This is a genomic window from Nonomuraea sp. NPDC050404 (genome assembly GCF_040655495.1).
Taxonomy (GTDB): Bacteria; Actinomycetota; Actinomycetes; order Streptosporangiales; family Streptosporangiaceae; genus Nonomuraea.
In genome coordinates this window covers 20053-35276 of record NZ_JBFAKB010000039.1, presented here as the reverse complement: position 1 = coordinate 35276, position 15224 = coordinate 20053, and the positions used below count along the sequence as shown (strand labels likewise).

General features: G+C 69.6%; 15 protein-coding genes. 10 read left to right on the top strand and 5 right to left on the bottom strand.

The features are described 5' to 3' along the window. The first annotated feature begins 4 nt into the window (after window positions 1-4). The 6 genes from AB0I81_RS56610 to AB0I81_RS56585 are packed head-to-tail and all read left to right on the top strand — an operon-like array spanning window position 5 to window position 7819. On the top strand, window positions 5-3490 hold the full coding sequence (locus AB0I81_RS56610) for a nitrate reductase subunit alpha (protein ID WP_360677372.1): 3486 nt from the start codon (window positions 5-7) through the stop codon (window positions 3488-3490). Then, a complete protein-coding gene (gene narH, locus AB0I81_RS56605) occupies window positions 3490-5091 on the top strand; it encodes a nitrate reductase subunit beta (protein ID WP_360677370.1) in 1602 nt (533 codons plus the stop codon). The genes AB0I81_RS56610 and narH overlap by 1 nt, the downstream gene beginning before the upstream one ends. Further along, the gene (narJ, locus tag AB0I81_RS56600; protein ID WP_360677368.1) at window positions 5088-5633 is read left to right on the top strand and encodes a nitrate reductase molybdenum cofactor assembly chaperone; all 546 of its coding nucleotides are present in this window, start codon (window positions 5088-5090) and stop codon (window positions 5631-5633) included. The genes narH and narJ overlap by 4 nt, the downstream gene beginning before the upstream one ends. Then, window positions 5630-6361, top strand: coding sequence for a respiratory nitrate reductase subunit gamma (gene narI, locus AB0I81_RS56595; protein ID WP_360677366.1), 732 nt, complete (start codon window positions 5630-5632; stop codon window positions 6359-6361). The genes narJ and narI overlap by 4 nt, the downstream gene beginning before the upstream one ends. Then, a complete protein-coding gene (locus tag AB0I81_RS56590; RefSeq protein WP_360677364.1) occupies window positions 6358-6978 on the top strand; it encodes a phosphotransferase in 621 nt (206 codons plus the stop codon). Before narI ends, AB0I81_RS56590 begins: the two co-directional genes overlap by 4 nt. Before the next feature lie 49 nt (window positions 6979-7027). Continuing rightward, window positions 7028-7819 (top strand): NAD(P)H-binding protein, encoded by a 792-nt coding sequence (locus AB0I81_RS56585; RefSeq protein WP_360677362.1) that lies wholly within the window; start codon window positions 7028-7030, stop codon window positions 7817-7819. A 122-nt stretch (window positions 7820-7941) separates the two neighbouring features. On the opposite strand, the gene AB0I81_RS56580 is transcribed toward AB0I81_RS56585, so the two are convergent. From AB0I81_RS56580 to AB0I81_RS56565, 4 genes are all read right to left on the bottom strand, one after another. Further along, window positions 7942-8613, bottom strand: coding sequence for a phosphotransferase (locus tag AB0I81_RS56580; RefSeq protein ID WP_360677360.1), 672 nt, complete (start codon window positions 8611-8613; stop codon window positions 7942-7944). A 4-nt stretch (window positions 8614-8617) separates the two neighbouring features. Next, window positions 8618-9145, bottom strand: a complete 528-nt coding sequence (locus tag AB0I81_RS56575; RefSeq protein WP_360677358.1) for a DUF305 domain-containing protein — start codon at window positions 9143-9145, stop codon at window positions 8618-8620. Between the two features lie 61 nt (window positions 9146-9206). Next, complete coding sequence (locus tag AB0I81_RS56570) at window positions 9207-10043, bottom strand: DUF1996 domain-containing protein (protein WP_360677356.1); 837 nt, start codon at window positions 10041-10043, stop codon at window positions 9207-9209. Between the two features lie 38 nt (window positions 10044-10081). After that, window positions 10082-11779, bottom strand: a complete 1698-nt coding sequence (locus AB0I81_RS56565; protein ID WP_360677354.1) for a discoidin domain-containing protein — start codon at window positions 11777-11779, stop codon at window positions 10082-10084. 307 nt (window positions 11780-12086) lie between these two features. On the opposite strand from AB0I81_RS56565, the gene AB0I81_RS56560 reads away from it, so the two are divergent. Both AB0I81_RS56560 and AB0I81_RS56555 read left to right on the top strand, forming a co-directional pair. After that, window positions 12087-13076 carry a LacI family DNA-binding transcriptional regulator gene (locus AB0I81_RS56560; RefSeq protein ID WP_360677352.1) on the top strand — a complete coding sequence of 330 codons (990 nt, stop codon included), beginning with the start codon at window positions 12087-12089 and terminating at the stop codon, window positions 13074-13076. Between the two features lie 69 nt (window positions 13077-13145). Continuing rightward, window positions 13146-13514: a hypothetical protein gene (locus AB0I81_RS56555; protein ID WP_360677350.1), complete on the top strand. Its 369-nt coding sequence runs from the start codon at window positions 13146-13148 to the stop codon at window positions 13512-13514. A gap of 52 nt (window positions 13515-13566) precedes the next feature. Here AB0I81_RS56555 and AB0I81_RS56550 read toward each other — a convergent pair whose 3' ends face one another. Further along, entirely contained in the window at window positions 13567-13806 is a 240-nt protein-coding gene (locus AB0I81_RS56550) for a hypothetical protein (RefSeq protein ID WP_360677348.1), read from the bottom strand. Between the two features lie 160 nt (window positions 13807-13966). On the opposite strand from AB0I81_RS56550, the gene AB0I81_RS56545 reads away from it, so the two are divergent. Further along, window positions 13967-14527, top strand: a complete 561-nt coding sequence (locus AB0I81_RS56545) for an RNA polymerase sigma factor (RefSeq protein ID WP_360677346.1) — start codon at window positions 13967-13969, stop codon at window positions 14525-14527. After that, window positions 14524-15204, top strand: coding sequence for a hypothetical protein (locus AB0I81_RS56540; RefSeq protein ID WP_360677344.1), 681 nt, complete (start codon window positions 14524-14526; stop codon window positions 15202-15204). Before AB0I81_RS56545 ends, AB0I81_RS56540 begins: the two co-directional genes overlap by 4 nt. The last annotated feature ends 20 nt before the right edge of the window (window positions 15205-15224 follow it).

Here is a 15224-nt window from a genome sequence, read left to right as displayed (position 1 = left end):
GGGTATGACCGCCGAGGACCTCCTGCTCAAGACCGGCCGCTTCCTTCGCCGGTCAACTACCAGCGGCGACCTGCACACCCTGTTCATCAAGGGCGGCACGGAGGGCGACGCCTTCTACCGTGACCGCTGGAGCCACGACAAGGTGGTCAGATCCACCCATGGCGTGAACTGCACGGGTTCGTGCTCGTGGAAGGTGTACGTCAAGGACGGCATCATCACCTGGGAGACGCAGGAGACCGACTACCCGAGCGTCGGCCCCGACCGTCCCGAGTACGAACCGCGCGGCTGCCCGCGCGGCGCCGCCTTCTCCTGGTACACCTACTCGCCGACCCGGATCCGCTACCCGTACGCCAGGGGCGTCCTGGTCCAGATGTACGCCGAGGAGAAGCAGCGCCTCGGCGACCCGGTGGCCGCCTGGGCAGAAATCACGACAAATCCGGAAAAGCGGGAAAGGTACCAGAGCGCCAGGGGCCACGGCGGACTCGTCCGCGTCTCCTGGGAGCTGGCCACCGAGATGGTGGCCGCCGCCCACGTGCACACCATCAAGACCTACGGCCCCGACCGGATCGCCGGATTCTCCCCCATCCCGGCCATGTCCATGGTCTCCCACGCCACCGGCGCCAGGTTCGTGTCGCTGATCGGCGGCACCATGATCTCCTTCTACGACTGGTACGCCGACCTCCCGGTCGCCTCCCCCCAGGTCTTCGGCGACCAGACCGACGTGCCGGAGTCGGCGGACTGGTGGGACGCGGCGTACCTGATGATGTGGGGCTCCAACGTCCCCGTCACCCGCACCCCCGACGCCCACTGGATGGCCGAGGCGCGCTACCGGGGCCAGAAGGTGGTGGTGGTCTCCCCGGACTACAGCGACGCGGCCAAGTTCGCCGACGAGTTCCTGGCCGTGCGGCCGGGCACGGACGGGGCGCTGGCCATGGCGATGGGGCACGTGCTGCTGAAGGAGTTCTTCGTCGAGCGCGCGACCCCGTACTTCACCGACTACGTCAAGCGCTACACCGACCTGCCGTTCCTGGTCACGCTCGAAGAACGGGACGGCGCGTACGTGCCGGGCAGGTTCCTCACGGCAAAAGACCTCGGCTCGCAGGAGGAGGCCGCCGAGTGGAAGACCGTGCTCATGTCCCGCGACGGCGAGCCGGTCGTGCCGAACGGCTCCGTCGGCTTCCGCTGGACCGACTCCGGCAAGGGCCGCTGGAACCTGAACCTCACCACCGACCCCAGACTCACCCTGTACGGCGGCGACCACGCCGAGGTCCTGCTCCCCCGCTTCGACACCGGCGACCATCTACGCAGAGGCGTCCCGATCACCTGGATCGCCGGCAAACCGGTCACCACCGTCTACGACCTCCTCCTGGCCCAGTACGGCGTGCACCGCCCCGGCCTGCCCGGCACCTGGCCGCACGACGACCCCGCCCAGCCCTACACCCCCGCCTGGCAGGAGCCCATCACCGGCGTCCCGGCGGACCGGGCGGTCAAGATCGTCAGGGAGTTCGCCAGGACGGCCGAGGCCACCAAGGGCCGATGCATGATCATCCTTGGTGCGGGCACCACCCAGTGGTTCCACGGCGACACGATCTACCGGGCGTTCCTGTCGCTCCTGCTGTTGACCGGCTGCCAGGGCCGCAACGGCGGCGGCTGGGCGCACTACGTCGGCCAGGAGAAGTGCCGCCCCCAGTCGGGATGGGCCCTGCTGGCGGGCGCGCTCGACTGGTCAAGGCCGCCCAGACAGGTCCCCGGCACCCCGTTCTGGTACCTGCACACCGACCAGTGGCGCTACGACCACTTCGACGCCAGTGAGCTGACCAGCCCGCTGGCCAAGGGCGCCTTTCGCGGCAAGCACACCGCCGACCTGGTGACGGAGTCGATCCGCAACGGCTGGATGCCCATGTCGCCCGCCTTCGACCGCAACCCCCTGGAGCTGGGCGACGCCGAGGACCCGATCGCGTACACCCGCGAAGAGCTCGAATCGGGCAGGCTGCGGCACGCGGCCGAGGACCCGGACGACCCGCGCAACTGGCCCCGCGTGCTCACCCTGTGGCGCTCGAACCTGCTGGGCTCCTCCGCCAAGGGCAACGAGTACTTCCTGCACCACCTCCTGGGCACGAAGTCCAACCTGCCCAACCCCGACCCGAGGGCGCCACGCGGCAAGCTGGACCTCCTGGTGACCCTGGACTTCAGGATGACCAGTTCCACGGTCTTCTCCGACGTCGTGCTGCCGGCCGCCACCTGGTACGAGAAGTACGACCTCAACACCACCGACATGCACCCCTTCGTGCACGCCTTCAACGCGGCCATCAACCCGCCCTGGGAGACCAGGACGGACTTCGCGACCTTCCACGCCATCGCCCGCTCCTTCAGCGCCCTGGCCAAGGACCACCTCGGCGTGCGCAGGGACGTCGTGGCGGTGGCGCACCAGCACGACACGCCCACCGAGATCGCGGGCGGCGGCGGCCCGGCGCTGAAGGTGGTGGAGCGCGACTACCCCGCCACGGCGGAGAAGCTGGCCGCGCTGGGCCCGCTCACGGAGAAGCTGGGCATCCCGGTCAAGGGTGTGACGTTCCTGCCGGACAAGGAGGTGGCCTGGCTGGGCGAGCGCTGCGGCCTGGTGCCGCGCGGCACGGCCAAGGGCAGACCGGAGCTGGACACCGCCGCCAAGGCGTGCGAGACGATCCTGGCGCTGTCGGGCGTGAGCAACGGCAGGCTGGCCGTGCAGGGCTTCCGCCAGCTCGAACAGCGTACGGGCATGAGCTTCGAGGGCCTGGCGAACGAGGACCACCGCATCGTCTTCGGCGACACCCAGGCCAGGCCGGTGCACGTGGCCGCCAGCCCCGAATGGTCGGGCAAGGAGTCGCACGAGCGCCGCTACTCCCCGTTCACGATCAACGTCGAGCACGACAAGCCCTGGCACACGCTGACCGGCCGCATGCACTTCTTCCTCGACCACGAGTGGATGCACGAGTACGGCGAGGCGCTGCCGATCTACCGCCCGCCGCTCGACCTGGCCGCGCTGTTCGGCGAGAGCGGCACCCTGCGTTACCTCACCCCGCACAGCAAGTGGTCGATCCACTCCGAGTACCAGGACAACCTGCTGATGTTGTCCCTGTCCAGAGGAGGTCCCACGATCTGGATGTCCACCGAGGACGCCGCCGGGCTGGGGATCGCCGACAACGACTGGGTGGAGGCGGTCAACCGCAACGGCGTGGTCGTGGCCAGGGCGATCGTCTCGCACCGCATGCCCAAGGGCACGGTCTACATGTACCACGCCCAGGATCGCCTGATCGACGTGCCCAAGTCGGAGGCCACCGGTCACCGTGGCGGCATCCACAACGCGCTGACCAGGGTACTGATCAAGCCGACCCACATGATCGGCGGACACGCCCAGCTCTCGTACGCCTTCAACTACCTGGGCCCCACCGGCAACCAGCGCGACGAGATCACCACCATCCGGCGCAGGTCACAGGAGGTGCGGTACTGATGAAGATCATGGCCCAGATCGCCATGGTGATGAACCTGGACAAGTGCATCGGCTGCCACACCTGCTCGGTCACCTGCAAACAGACCTGGACCAACCGGCCGGGTGTGGAGTACGTCTGGTTCAACAACGTCGAAACCCGGCCGGGCCAGGGCTATCCCCGCCGCTACGAGGACCAGGAACGCTGGCGGGGCGGCTGGCGGCTGACCCGCAACGGCAGGCTCAAGCCCAGGGCCGGCGGACGCCTGCGCAAGTTGCTGACCATCTTCGCCAACCCGCTCATGCCCTCACTCCAGGACTACTACGAGCCCTGGACCTACGACTACGCCAACCTCACCAACGCCCCGCTCACCGACGACGTGCCCGTCGCCGCGCCCAGGTCCCTGATCAGCAACGAGCCGATGAAGATCGGCTGGAGCGCGAACTGGGACGACAACCTCGGCGGGGACCCCAGCCCCGACCCGGTGCTGGCGAAGGTGTCGGATCAGGTGCGGCTGGAGTTCGAGCAGGCGTACATGTTCTACCTGCCGCGCATCTGCGAGCACTGCCTCAACCCGTCCTGCGTGGCCTCCTGCCCGTCCGGCGCCATGTACAAGCGGGCCGAGGACGGCATCGTGCTGGTGGACCAGGATCGGTGCCGGGGCTGGCGGATGTGCGTGACGGGATGTCCGTACAAGAAGGTGTATTTCAACCACAAGACCGGCAAGGCCGAGAAGTGCACGTTCTGCTACCCGCGCATCGAGGTGGGCCTGCCGACGGTCTGCTCCGAGACCTGCGTGGGACGGCTGCGCTACCTCGGCGTGCTGCTGTACGACGCCGACCGCGTCACGGAGGCCGCCTCGGTGAGCGACGAGCGCGACCTGTACGAGGCGCAGCTCGACCTGTTCGTCGACCCGCACTCCCCGGCCGCCGAGACGGCCGGGCTGCCCACGGAGTGGCTGGAGGCCGCCCGCAGATCGCCCATCTATGACCTGATCAAGAAATATCGCATAGCGCTGCCGCTGCACCCGGAGTACCGCACGCTGCCGATGGTCTGGTACGTGCCACCGCTCTCCCCGGTCGTGGACGCCCTGTCCACCACCGGCCACGACGGCGAGGACGCCACGAACCTGTTCGCCGCCATCGAGTCGCTGCGCATCCCCATCGACTACCTCGCCGAGTTGTTCACCGCCGGCGACCCGGCGCCCGTGACGGCCGCGCTGCGCCGCCTGGCCGCGATGCGGTCCTACATGCGGGCGGTCAACCTCGGCGAACAGCCGGTGCTGCCCGACGTGGGGATGTCGGAGGAGGACCTGCGGGCCATGTACCGGCTGCTGGCCCTGGCCAAGTACGAGGATCGCTACGTGATCCCGACCGCGTACGGCAACGTCCCCGGCGTTGTGGAGGAGGGCGGCTGCAGCCTCGACTACGACGGCGGGCCGGGCATGCAGGGCCCGTTCGGCGAGGCGTCGGGCCGTCCCGTGCCGGTCTCGATCGAGAACTTCCACGGGCTCAAGGAGCGCCAGACCAGCGACGAGGTCACCCGAGACCGGGTGAACCTCCTCAACTGGGACGGCCGCGGCACCCCCGCCGGCCTGTTCCCGCCCAAACGGAGGAACTCGTGAGCAAAGTCATCTGGCAGGCCGCCGCCCACCTGCTCGCCTACCCCGACGAACGTTTCTGGCGCCGGCTCGACCTGATCAGGCAGGCCGCCGAGCCGCACTTCGGCACGTTCCTGTGCGCCGTCACCGCCCTCGGCCCCGGCGAACTGGCCGCCCACTACGTCGAGACGTTCGACCTGCAGCGGCGCTGCTGCCTGTACCTGACCTACTACACCGACGGCGACACCCGCCGCCGCGGCGAGTCACTGGCCGCGCTGAAGGGCCGCTACCGCGCCGCGGGCTGGGAGCTGATGGAGGACGAGCTGCCCGACTTCCTGCCGGTGATGCTGGAGTTCGCCGCCCTCGACCCCACGGGGACCGCCCTGCTCGCCGAGCACAGGGCCGGGCTGGAGCTGCTGCTCGCCGCCCTGACCGAGGGCGGGTCGCCGTACCGGCTCGTGATCGGCACGCTCTGCGCGAACCTGCCGCCGATCTCGGCGGCCGACCGCGCGAAGGCCGAGCGCCTGGCCGCCGCCGGGCCGCCGGCCGAGAGCGTGGGCCGATGAGCTGGGCGGAGAGCCTGCTCTGGGTGATCGCCCCGTACGTCACGCTGGTGATCTTCGTGGGTGGGCTGATCTGGCGCTACAGGTACGACAAGTTCGGCTGGACCACCCGCTCCTCCCAGCTCTACGAGAGCCCGCTGCTGCGCGTGGCCAGCCCGCTGTTCCACTACGCGCTGATCTTCGTGATCGTTGGGCACGTGACGGGCCTGCTCATCCCGATCTCCTGGACCGACGCCGTCGGCGTGTCCAACGAGGCTTACCACGCCAACGCGCTGGTCTGGGGCGGCCTGGCGGGGGTGGCCACCCTGGTGGCGCTGGTGCTGCTGATCTACCGGCGGCGCACCAACGGCCCGGTGTTCCTGGCGACCACGGTCAACGACAAGGTGATGTACCTGGTGCTGGCCGCCTCGATCGTGGCGGGCGTGGTGACGACGGTGGCGGGGTTCGTGCCGAGCGAGGTCAGCTACCGGACCACGGTCGCGCCCTGGTTCCGTGGCGTCTTCATGTTGCGGCCCGACGCGGAGGCGATGGGACACGCGAGCATCCTTTACAAACTGCACACCCTGATCGGGATGGCGCTGTTCGTACTCTTCCCGTTCAGCCGCTTGGTGCATGCACTTTCCGCCCCGTTGGGCTATTTGTTCCGTCCTTACATCGTGTATCGGAGCCACTCGGATGGCGCGCCAAGGCGCCCGGCACGCGTCCGAGTACGCCAGAATCGTCCCTTGTGAAGCACGGGTACACCAACAGCACAGTCGGCGACGGCGCCCTGGTCGTGAAGTGTTACGAAGGTCCGGAGGCGGCGTTCAGGCTGAGCACGGAGAGCAGATACCTGCGCCGGTTGCGTGGCCGTCTCCCGGTCCCCCGCGTCCACCAGGTCACCTCCACGAGCCTGACCACCACTTTCGTGGACGGCTCCCACGGGCAGGACCTGCTCGACGACGGGCGGGCGGTGGAGGTGCTGACCGAGTGCGGGCGCATGCTGGCCCGCATCCACCGGCTCGGCATCGTGCACGGCGACTACGGCCCGCAGAACATGTTGTTCGACCCGGACACGTTCGAGACGGCCGCGATCCTCGACTGGGAGTGGGCCCACCCGGGCCGGCCGATCGAGGACCTGGCCTGGACGGAGTGGATCGTACGCTCGCACCACCCCGAGCACGTCCCGCTGCTGCCGCACTTCTTCGCCGCCTACGGCGATCCGGTGCCCGGCTGGCCGGAACGGCAGGCGGCCATGGTGGCGCGCTGCCGTGACCTGATCGGCTTCTGCGCCCGCTGGGAGCCGGGCGGCGGCGGGGAGAAGTTGTGGCACGAACGCCTCGCGACCACGGCGGCCTGGACGGAGTAAGCCACCCGATTTCGGTGTCCTTTGCTTGCCTCAGGGCATGTCAGACAGCATGATCCTCGTTCTTGGCGCCACGGGTTCCACCGGCCGCCGCGTGACGGAGGCGCTGCGGGCCGCCGGCCATGACGTGCGTGCCGCCTCCAGAAGCGGTGAGACCACGTTCGACTGGTCCGATCGGGGTACGTGGGAGGCCGCCGTGTCCGGCGCGTCGGCCGTCTACCTGATGGCCCCCGACGGCACGCCCGTCGATCCGGGGTTCGTGTCGCTGGCCGTGGAGCGCGGCGTCGAGCGCGTGGTGCTGCTGTCGAGCGGGGGCATCGAGGCCATGGGCGACGAGCGCCTGCTGGCGGCCGAGCGCACGGTACGGCGCAGCGGGGCGGCATGGACGATCCTGCGGCCGAGCTGGTTCAACCAGAACTTCGACGAGGGTTTCCTGCAACCGGCGATCATCGCGGGCGAGGTGCTGCTGCCGCTCGGCGACACCCGGCAGGCGTTCGTGGACGCCACCGACATCGCGGCCGTCGCCGCCGCCGCTCTGACGGAGGACGGTCATGCCGGGCGGACGTACGAGATCACCGGGCCAGGCTCGTTGTCGTTCGGGGAGGCCGTGGCGATCATCAGCCGCTCGATCGGCCGCGAGGTGCGTTATCTGGGCGGCGACGAGGACTACATCGCGGGCAACGGCTTCTCGGGAGCGGCGATCCAGGCGGCCAAGGCGTTCAGTGCCCTGCGCGACCTCGGCGACCAGCCGGTGCTGGACACGGTGGACGAGGTGACGGGCCGCCCGCCGAAGTCGTTCGAGACCTATGCGGAGCAGGCGGCGGCCGGCGACGCCTGGCACTGACCTCAGGCGCGCAGCCTTCAGGCCCGCAGATCTCAGGCCCGCAGACCTCAGGCCCGCAGACCTCAGGCCCGCAGACCTCAGGCCCGCAGACCTCAGGCCCGCAGACCTCAGGCCCGCAGACCTCAGGCCCGCAGCCGCCTGATCAGCGCCACCGCCTCGTCCAGCAGCGCCAGTTCCCGTTCGCTGAGCGTCGGGTTGGCCAGGCGCTGCGCCTTGGCCCAGTCGAGCGCGTCGCCGGTGTCCAGCTCGTCGCCGAGCTCCGTGATCAGCGCAACGAGCAACTCCCGCGCCTGCCCCGCGAGCGCACGCTCGGCATTCACCGCCGACTCCGCGACGATCAGCGCGGACAGGCCGCAGTCGCGCGCGGGCGGACCCTCCCCGGTGTTGCACCAGTCGATCACCACGGGCCCGTGCGGCGTCAGCATCACGTTGTCCGGATGCAGGTCCAGGTGCAGGATCCGGTCACCGGGGTCGCCGGACACGCGGGCCGGGATCTCGTGCAGCCGCCGCAACAACCGCGCGAGCATCCGGCCCCCCTCGTCGAGCCCGATCTCCCCGTCCAGCAGCGCCCGCAACATCGTCGGCCCGCTCAGCCGCCCCATCACCAGGTCGGTGGCGCTGCTCTCGTCGAGATAGACCTCGGGCACGGGATATCCGTGGCCGGCCACGTACGCCATGACCGCCGCCTCGCGCCCGGCGTCGATCTCGTACCGGTAGCGGCGCAACACCCGCCCGTCGCCGATCGCGTAGACGTCGGCGCTGCGCCCCACCCCCAGCAACTCTCCGATCTCCATCCCCTCAACCTAGCCGCTCCAGATCGGCCAGCTCGGCGGCGTGATCGCGGGCCATCGCGGCGGCCAGCTCCCGCGCCTCGGGCGCGCCGCCCGAGCTCCGCTCCCCGTTCGCCACCAGCACGAGCTGCTCCAGATAGGCCCGCAACAACTCGGCGAAGCGCCGGTCGAAGGCTTCCTTCCGCAGTTTCGCCAGCGCCTCCAGCTCCTGCGCCGTGGGCATGCCCGGCATGTCGTGCAGGGTGTGCGGATTGTCCCCGGTGATCTTCGCCTGTACGAGCAGCGCGCGCAGCCGCCCGCGCCCGGCCTCGTGCGCCGCGCCGAGCCGTGCCGCCAGGTCGGCCAGCGGGCGGCCGGCGCGGCCGGGCACGAGCTCCAGCATCGGCAACGCCCGAGTGTGCAGCGCGTCGGCGAGCTGCAGCCACGCCACGTCGGTCGTGGAGAACTTCTGCTCAGGGGCGGGGGGCGGCTCGGCGGCGCAACCGAGCAGGACCGCCACCGACAACACGAGCGCGAACCACCATCGCGACAGCAACACGACCACCTTCGTGAACAGGTCCCGGGCGGAGCACGAAGCCCGCCCGGGACGGAGGGATCTACGACGGCCGTCCGTCGGCGCCGCACTTGATGATCGGGCGGATGCAGTCACGCACCCGGCGGTCCATCTCCGCCGCCGGCCAGGCGTTGAAGAAGTCGCCGTGCATCGTGAACCCGCCACCGGACGCCAGCCGGAACCGCGACGGGTCGCCGCTCACCGGATAGCGGATCACCTGGCGCAACTTCGGCACCGCCACGGGATGCGTGCTCGGGCACTGTCCCGCCACCGGGTAGGCCATGTGGCTCTTGTGGTCGGCGGAGTCCAGGTCCCGCCCGTTCCAGCACTGCGGGAAGTCCAGATAGGACTCCAGCATCGTGCCGGACGGGCAGTTGACGAAGTCCTTGGAGGCACCCACGTGCCCGGCGTGCAGGCAGGACCATCGGGAGATCGTCGTGTTGTCGGGCCCGGTCGCCTTGGCGTTGCCCGCCACGATCCGCAGGCCGAGCGGCAACGACTGGATCCTGGCGATGATGTCGTCACGCACCCCTTCCCCGAGGTAGTAGAAGGTGACGATGGCCGGCTCCACGGGAGCGCCGTCCCGGTAGAGGGTCGGCACCCAGTACGACGACTTGTCCACGGCCGGGTTGCAGTTCGTGGCGCCGTTCAGCAGGTCGTTGAGCTGGGTGTGGGCGTTGGTGACGCGGCTGCCGAAGAAACTGTGCATGTGCGAGGCGCCGGGCAGCCCGGGGAAGATGATCGGGTCGTCGGGCAGCCGGTGGCTGAACGGGCAGTCGGCGAGGAACTCCGCCACCCGTACGACCTGGGCTTCGGCCGGGCGCGGCGCGGCCACGGTGAACAGGCCGAGCAGGAGTGAGAACAGGGCTAAGGTCCGCATGGCGGCTCCTTCATTGGTAGACCCGCGCGTAGTCGACTTCATTGGTAGACCCGCACGTAGTCGACGAGCATGCGGGACGGGAACGGCGTCGCGGCGTTCGGCGGCCCCGGCCAGTCGCCGCCGACCGCGAGGTTGAGGATGATGTAGAAGGGGTGGTCGAAGATCCAGGGGCCGCGCGTCTGCTCCACCTGGTCCTTGCTGATCGTGAACACCGTCCGGCCGTCGAGCGTGTAGACGATGCCCCTGCTGTCCCAGTTGGCGGCCCAGACGTGGAAGTCGTCGGAGTAGTCGGCGCCGTTCGGCAGCGTGTACGGCCCGCCGACCCCGCCGCCCCCGTTGTACGCGGGCGCGTGCACGGTCGAGTACGACGTCTTCACGTCCTTGCCGAGTACCTCCATGATGTCGATCTCGCCGTTGTACGGCCACGGCCGCCCGGTCAGGAAGTCGGCCCCCATCATCCAGAACGCCGGCCAGAGCCCGTTGCCCTTGGGCACCTTGATCCGGGCCTCGACCCGGCCGTAGGTGAAGTGGAACTTCGTGCCGGTGTTCATCCTGGCGGAGGTGTACTGGCAGGTGGTGCTGCCGGTCAGCGGGTCGGTCGGGCAGGAGGAGCCCGGCGTGGCCTGCTTGCGCGCCTCCATCACCAGCTGTCCCTGGCCGTTCATGGAGGCGTTGTCGTGGTTGGTGTAGTACTCCAGCTCGTTGTTCGGCCCGGTGCCCGGGTCGGCCCGCCACTTGGCCGCGTCGGGCTTGCTGCCGGCCGCGCCGTTGAACTCATCGCTCCACACCAGGGCCGGCGGGTTGCCGGGGTCCTTCGGCGGGGTGGGCGGGGTGGTGGGGTTGCCGCCGGTGCCGTACACCTGGAACTCCCAGAGGCTGTAGCCGTAGGCGCCGGCCCGCTGGGTGCCGTACATGCGCACGTACCGGCCGGATCCGCTGACGTTCAGCGTCTGCTTGAACCCGCTGCCGCTGGTGGTGTTGTAGATGGTCGTCCAGTTGGCGGCGTCGCCGGAGACCTGGAGCTGGAAGGACCGGGCGTAGGCCGGGTCCCACTGCAGCACGACCTTGCTGATCTGCGCGGTCGCGCCCAGGTCCACGTAGATCCAGCCCGGGTCGGACCAGGCCGCGGTCGCCCATCTGCTGGCGGGATCCAGGTCGAACGCCCTGGCCGGGGTGCACTCCCAGCAGTTGGCGTCGTGCTGGGAGCTGGAGGCGACGCCGGGCTTGTTGTAGGACAGCAGCCGCTCGCCTCCGCCGCTTCCCGCGGTCCCGTAGACCTTGAACTCCCAGAGGCTGTAGCCGTACTGGGTGGCCCGCTGGGTGCCGAGGACGCGCACGTACCGGCCGCTGCCGGACACCGACAGGGTCTGGTTGCCGCCGGCGCCGGTGGTGGTGTTGTGGAGGTTGGTCCAGGTCGTGCCGTTGGCCGACGCCTGCACCTGGAAGGCGGTCGCGTACGCGGCCTCCCAGCTCAGCTCGACCTGGCTGATGGTCGCGCCCGTGCCGAGGTCCACCTGGATCCACTGCGGATCGGAGAAGGCGCTGGACCAGCGGGTGCCGGCGTTGCCGTCCACGGCGGCGGAGGCGGGGAAGGCGACGGCGTTCTCGGTGGAGGAGGCGGTGGCCGGTCTGCCCTGGGATAACAGGGTGTCGGCGGCGCCGGCGGGCAGCACCGACACCAGCGACATAGTGATCATGAGGGCGACGAGCGTCGCCAGGCGGCGGGGTGGACTCACAACGTCTCCGTCAAACTGGGGGGCTGGTTCGAGGGAGCGCTCCCTGACAGGGAGCGTGCTCGCGTACCGCACCTCTGTCAAGGCACGCGTTAACCCCTCCGAAACCTTCCTGACGCCAAAGAACGCGCTCTCTCAACGACTCCCCGCACACCCTCCGCGCCTGCCACCAGCCACAACGGGTTTCACCGCGAACCGACCCCCCGATCCCCCAAGAAACACCGAAAATCGGTCTCTTCTTGACTCTCCAGCACCCCGCCCCGCACCCTTCTGGGGGAGCGCTCTCTCAATCCCATCCCCAAGGAGGGACGTGAACCGGCCAACCCTGGAAGCCGTCGCCGCCCGCGCCGGCGTCTCCAAATCCAGCGTCTCCCGGGTGATCAACGGCGCCACCACCGTGGCCCCGTCCATCCGCGAGGTCGTGCTGCGGGCGGTCAGGGAGCTCGGCTACGTCCCGCACGCCGCCGCCCGCAACCTGGCCACCCGCCGGACGAATGCCGTGGCTCTCGTCGTCTCCGACCCGCCCAAGGGCCTGGTCTCCGACGACCCGATGTTCTCCGCGGTGGTGCGCCAGGCCAGCAGGAAGCTGGAGGCGGCCGGCAAGCAGGTGGTCCTCATGCTGGCGGGCTCGGAGGACAGCCGCGCCCGGGTGGCCCAGTACGTGGCGGCCGGTCACGTGGACGGCGTCATGCTCGTCTCCATGCACGGCGCCGACTCCCTGCCCGCCACGCTCGCCCGCAAGGGGCTGCCGCTCGTCTCGCTCGGCCGTACGAACCCGGCCGTCCCCTACGTGGACAACGACAACCTCGGCGGCGCCGACCTGGCCGTACGCCATCTCCTGCGGCAGGGCAGGCGCCGCGTGGCCACGATCACGGGCCCGCTGGACATGATCGCCGCCCAGGAACGCCTCACCGGCTACACCACGGCCATGCGCGAGACGGGGCACCGCTCGATCGTCTCGCTCGGCGACTTCACCCGCGTCTCCGGCGCCGACGCCATGCGCCAGCTTCTCCAGGACGACCCCGGCCTGGACGCCGTCTTCGCCGCCAACGACCTGATGGCCATCGGCGCGCTGCGCACCCTGCGCGAGTCGGGCCGCAGGGTGCCCGACGACGTGGCGGTGATCGGCTTCGACGACATAGAGGCCGCCCTCTACACCACCCCACCCCTGACCACCATCCACAGCCCGATGACCGACTGGGCCACCGCGACGGTGGACCTCCTCCTGGGCCTGTTCGAGGGCGGGCCCTCCGACCCCGTCCTGCTCCCGGCCGATCTGGTCGTACGGACCTCGGCCTGACGCCGTTCTGAAGCCGGCGGATGCCAGGCTGTCCCCCGGCAGGCGCGTTCCCAGCGAAAGGAGCCGAACATGAGGAAGTTACGGCCCGCGTCTCTCATCTCCGCATTCCTGCTGGCCGGCATTGTCTCGACGGCCGGCGCCACCGCGAGCGAGGCCACTACGGCGCAGGCGCCGCTGTGCCCGTACAACTACCTGTGCATCACCACGACAGCACCGGGAGCCAATCCCGACCAGCTGATTCCGGCCGGGCAGAGCAAGACGTTCCCCGGAGGCATCAGGGCCTACGAGTTCGTCAACAACACTTCCATGTTGTACTGCGTGGGAGGCAGCCCGAGCTTCGCGCTCCCGCCGCGCGACTCCAGGTCGTTCAACCCGGCGATCCGGGTGGTCAGTGTGAGCACGAGGGGCACCCCCACCGGGTTCTGCGTGGCGACGTAACCGGACGGACCAGCGCGAGCGCGCCCTCGCGCTGGTCTCTCCATTGACCCCTCTAGAGCGTGAGGCAGCCCACCAGCGGGATCTCGGGCGGGACGGCGACCGCACCGACGGGATTGCCGGCGGAACCCGTCGTGCAGTTGGCCATCAGAATGGGATCGACCTTCTGCAGCGACTCCACAACAGATGCCTTCGACGGATCGATGACCGCATGGGCCGCCACAGCGGGCGCGGCCATGCCGAAGGCTGCGGCGATCAGTGTGGTGACGGCAATCCTGCGTACGGATGTGCGCACGGAACCTCCTTGGCGTGAATACGAACCGCCAGTTGCATCACCCAAAGCAGCCACTACCCACCGTAGCTAATGGTTACTTAAAGCTAACCCTGTTGTGTGCCATAACGTTGCGGCGGCCAGTGACCAAGAAGGGGTGTAATCGACGAAAGGAGCACGGCCGGTGCGTCGCAGACAGGCGGACATCGCCACAGACCCGGACGCTTTCGAGGCGTTCTACCGGCGCCATGTCGATGCGATCACCTCCTTCCTCGCCCGCCGGGTCGCCGACCCGAACACGGTCGCCGACCTGGTGGCAGAGGTTTTCGTCGCGGTGCTCGACTCCGCCCACACCTACCGGCCGGGACGCGGCAGCGAGATCGCGTGGCTGTACGGCGTGGCCCGCAACACCCTCTCGGCCGAGCGGCGGCGGGCGTTCAAGGAGACGAGGCTGGCCGACCGCATCAGCGGGCGAAGACCTCTCGACTCCGACGACCTCGCCGAGCTGGAGGAACGCATCGACGCGGAGAGCCTGGCCAGGCGCGCCTTCGAGGCCATGGCCGGACTGCCGGACGGTGATCGCGCGATGCTCGAACTGGTCGTCATGGACCAGCTCTCGGTCAGCGAGGCGGCCACCGCTCTGGGCATCCGGCAGGGCGCCGCCAGAGCCCGGCTGCACCGCGCCCGCCGCACGCTCAGGGACGTGCCGGAGATGGCTCCCTTCGTCTTGGAAGGAATGCGATGAACTACAAGGAGCACGTCCTGATGGAGCTCAAAGCCGAGATCGTGGCCCGCAACCAGACTCGCCGCACGCGAGTCCGGAGGCGCCTGTTCACCGGGGTCGCGGTGGCCGGGATCGCCGCCGTGGCGGCCGTGGCGGTGCCGTTCCTGAGCGGTACGGAGACCCCGGCCCACGCGGTCACCAGGAACACCGACGGCACGATCACTCTGAAGATCAACGAATTCCGGGACCCCGCCCAGGTGGAGAAGGACCTGGCGCGGCTCGGCCTGACCGCCGACGTCTCCTACGTCAAGCCCGGCACCCGGTGCAAGCCCGGCCGCGGGGACACCTCCGACGGGCCCTCGTTCTCCAAGGAGGAGCTGGCGAGCGAGGACCCCGCGATCAAGAAGAGGATCAGGGAGGCGATCGAGAACTCGCCGAACGGCAAGGCGTTCAAGCTGGGCCGCGGCGAGGTCCGGATCGATCCGCGGCACATCAAGCGAGGCCAGACGGCCGTCATGGAGTTCACCGAGAACGAGGACCGGACCTCTGGCCCGGACAAGCCCAGAGCCCTGTGGCAGTTCGGCGGCTACCTCGTCACCGGCCAGGTGGCCCCCTGCAAGGTCATCGACGACCCGAGCTGGGACAAGATGCCCGACCCGAAGACGAACCCGGAGGCGTACCCGCCGGCCGGTAGCTGAGGTCGAAGCCGCCTCCCGAC

Excerpts from the sequence above, each read along its gene's own strand:
- AB0I81_RS56610 (WP_360677372.1), top strand. The coding sequence starts at position 5 with ATGACCGCCGAGGACCTCCTGCTCAAGACCGGCCGCTTCCTTCGCCGG.
- narH (WP_360677370.1), top strand. The coding sequence starts at position 3,490 with ATGAAGATCATGGCCCAGATCGCCATGGTGATGAACCTGGACAAGTGC.
- narI (WP_360677366.1), top strand. The coding sequence starts at position 5,630 with ATGAGCTGGGCGGAGAGCCTGCTCTGGGTGATCGCCCCGTACGTCACG.
- AB0I81_RS56585 (WP_360677362.1), top strand. The coding sequence starts at position 7,028 with ATGATCCTCGTTCTTGGCGCCACGGGTTCCACCGGCCGCCGCGTGACG.
- AB0I81_RS56580 (WP_360677360.1), bottom strand. The coding sequence starts at position 8,613 with ATGGAGATCGGAGAGTTGCTGGGGGTGGGGCGCAGCGCCGACGTCTAC.
- AB0I81_RS56570 (WP_360677356.1), bottom strand. The coding sequence starts at position 10,043 with ATGCGGACCTTAGCCCTGTTCTCACTCCTGCTCGGCCTGTTCACCGTG.
- AB0I81_RS56555 (WP_360677350.1), top strand. The coding sequence starts at position 13,146 with ATGAGGAAGTTACGGCCCGCGTCTCTCATCTCCGCATTCCTGCTGGCC.
- AB0I81_RS56540 (WP_360677344.1), top strand. The coding sequence starts at position 14,524 with ATGAACTACAAGGAGCACGTCCTGATGGAGCTCAAAGCCGAGATCGTG.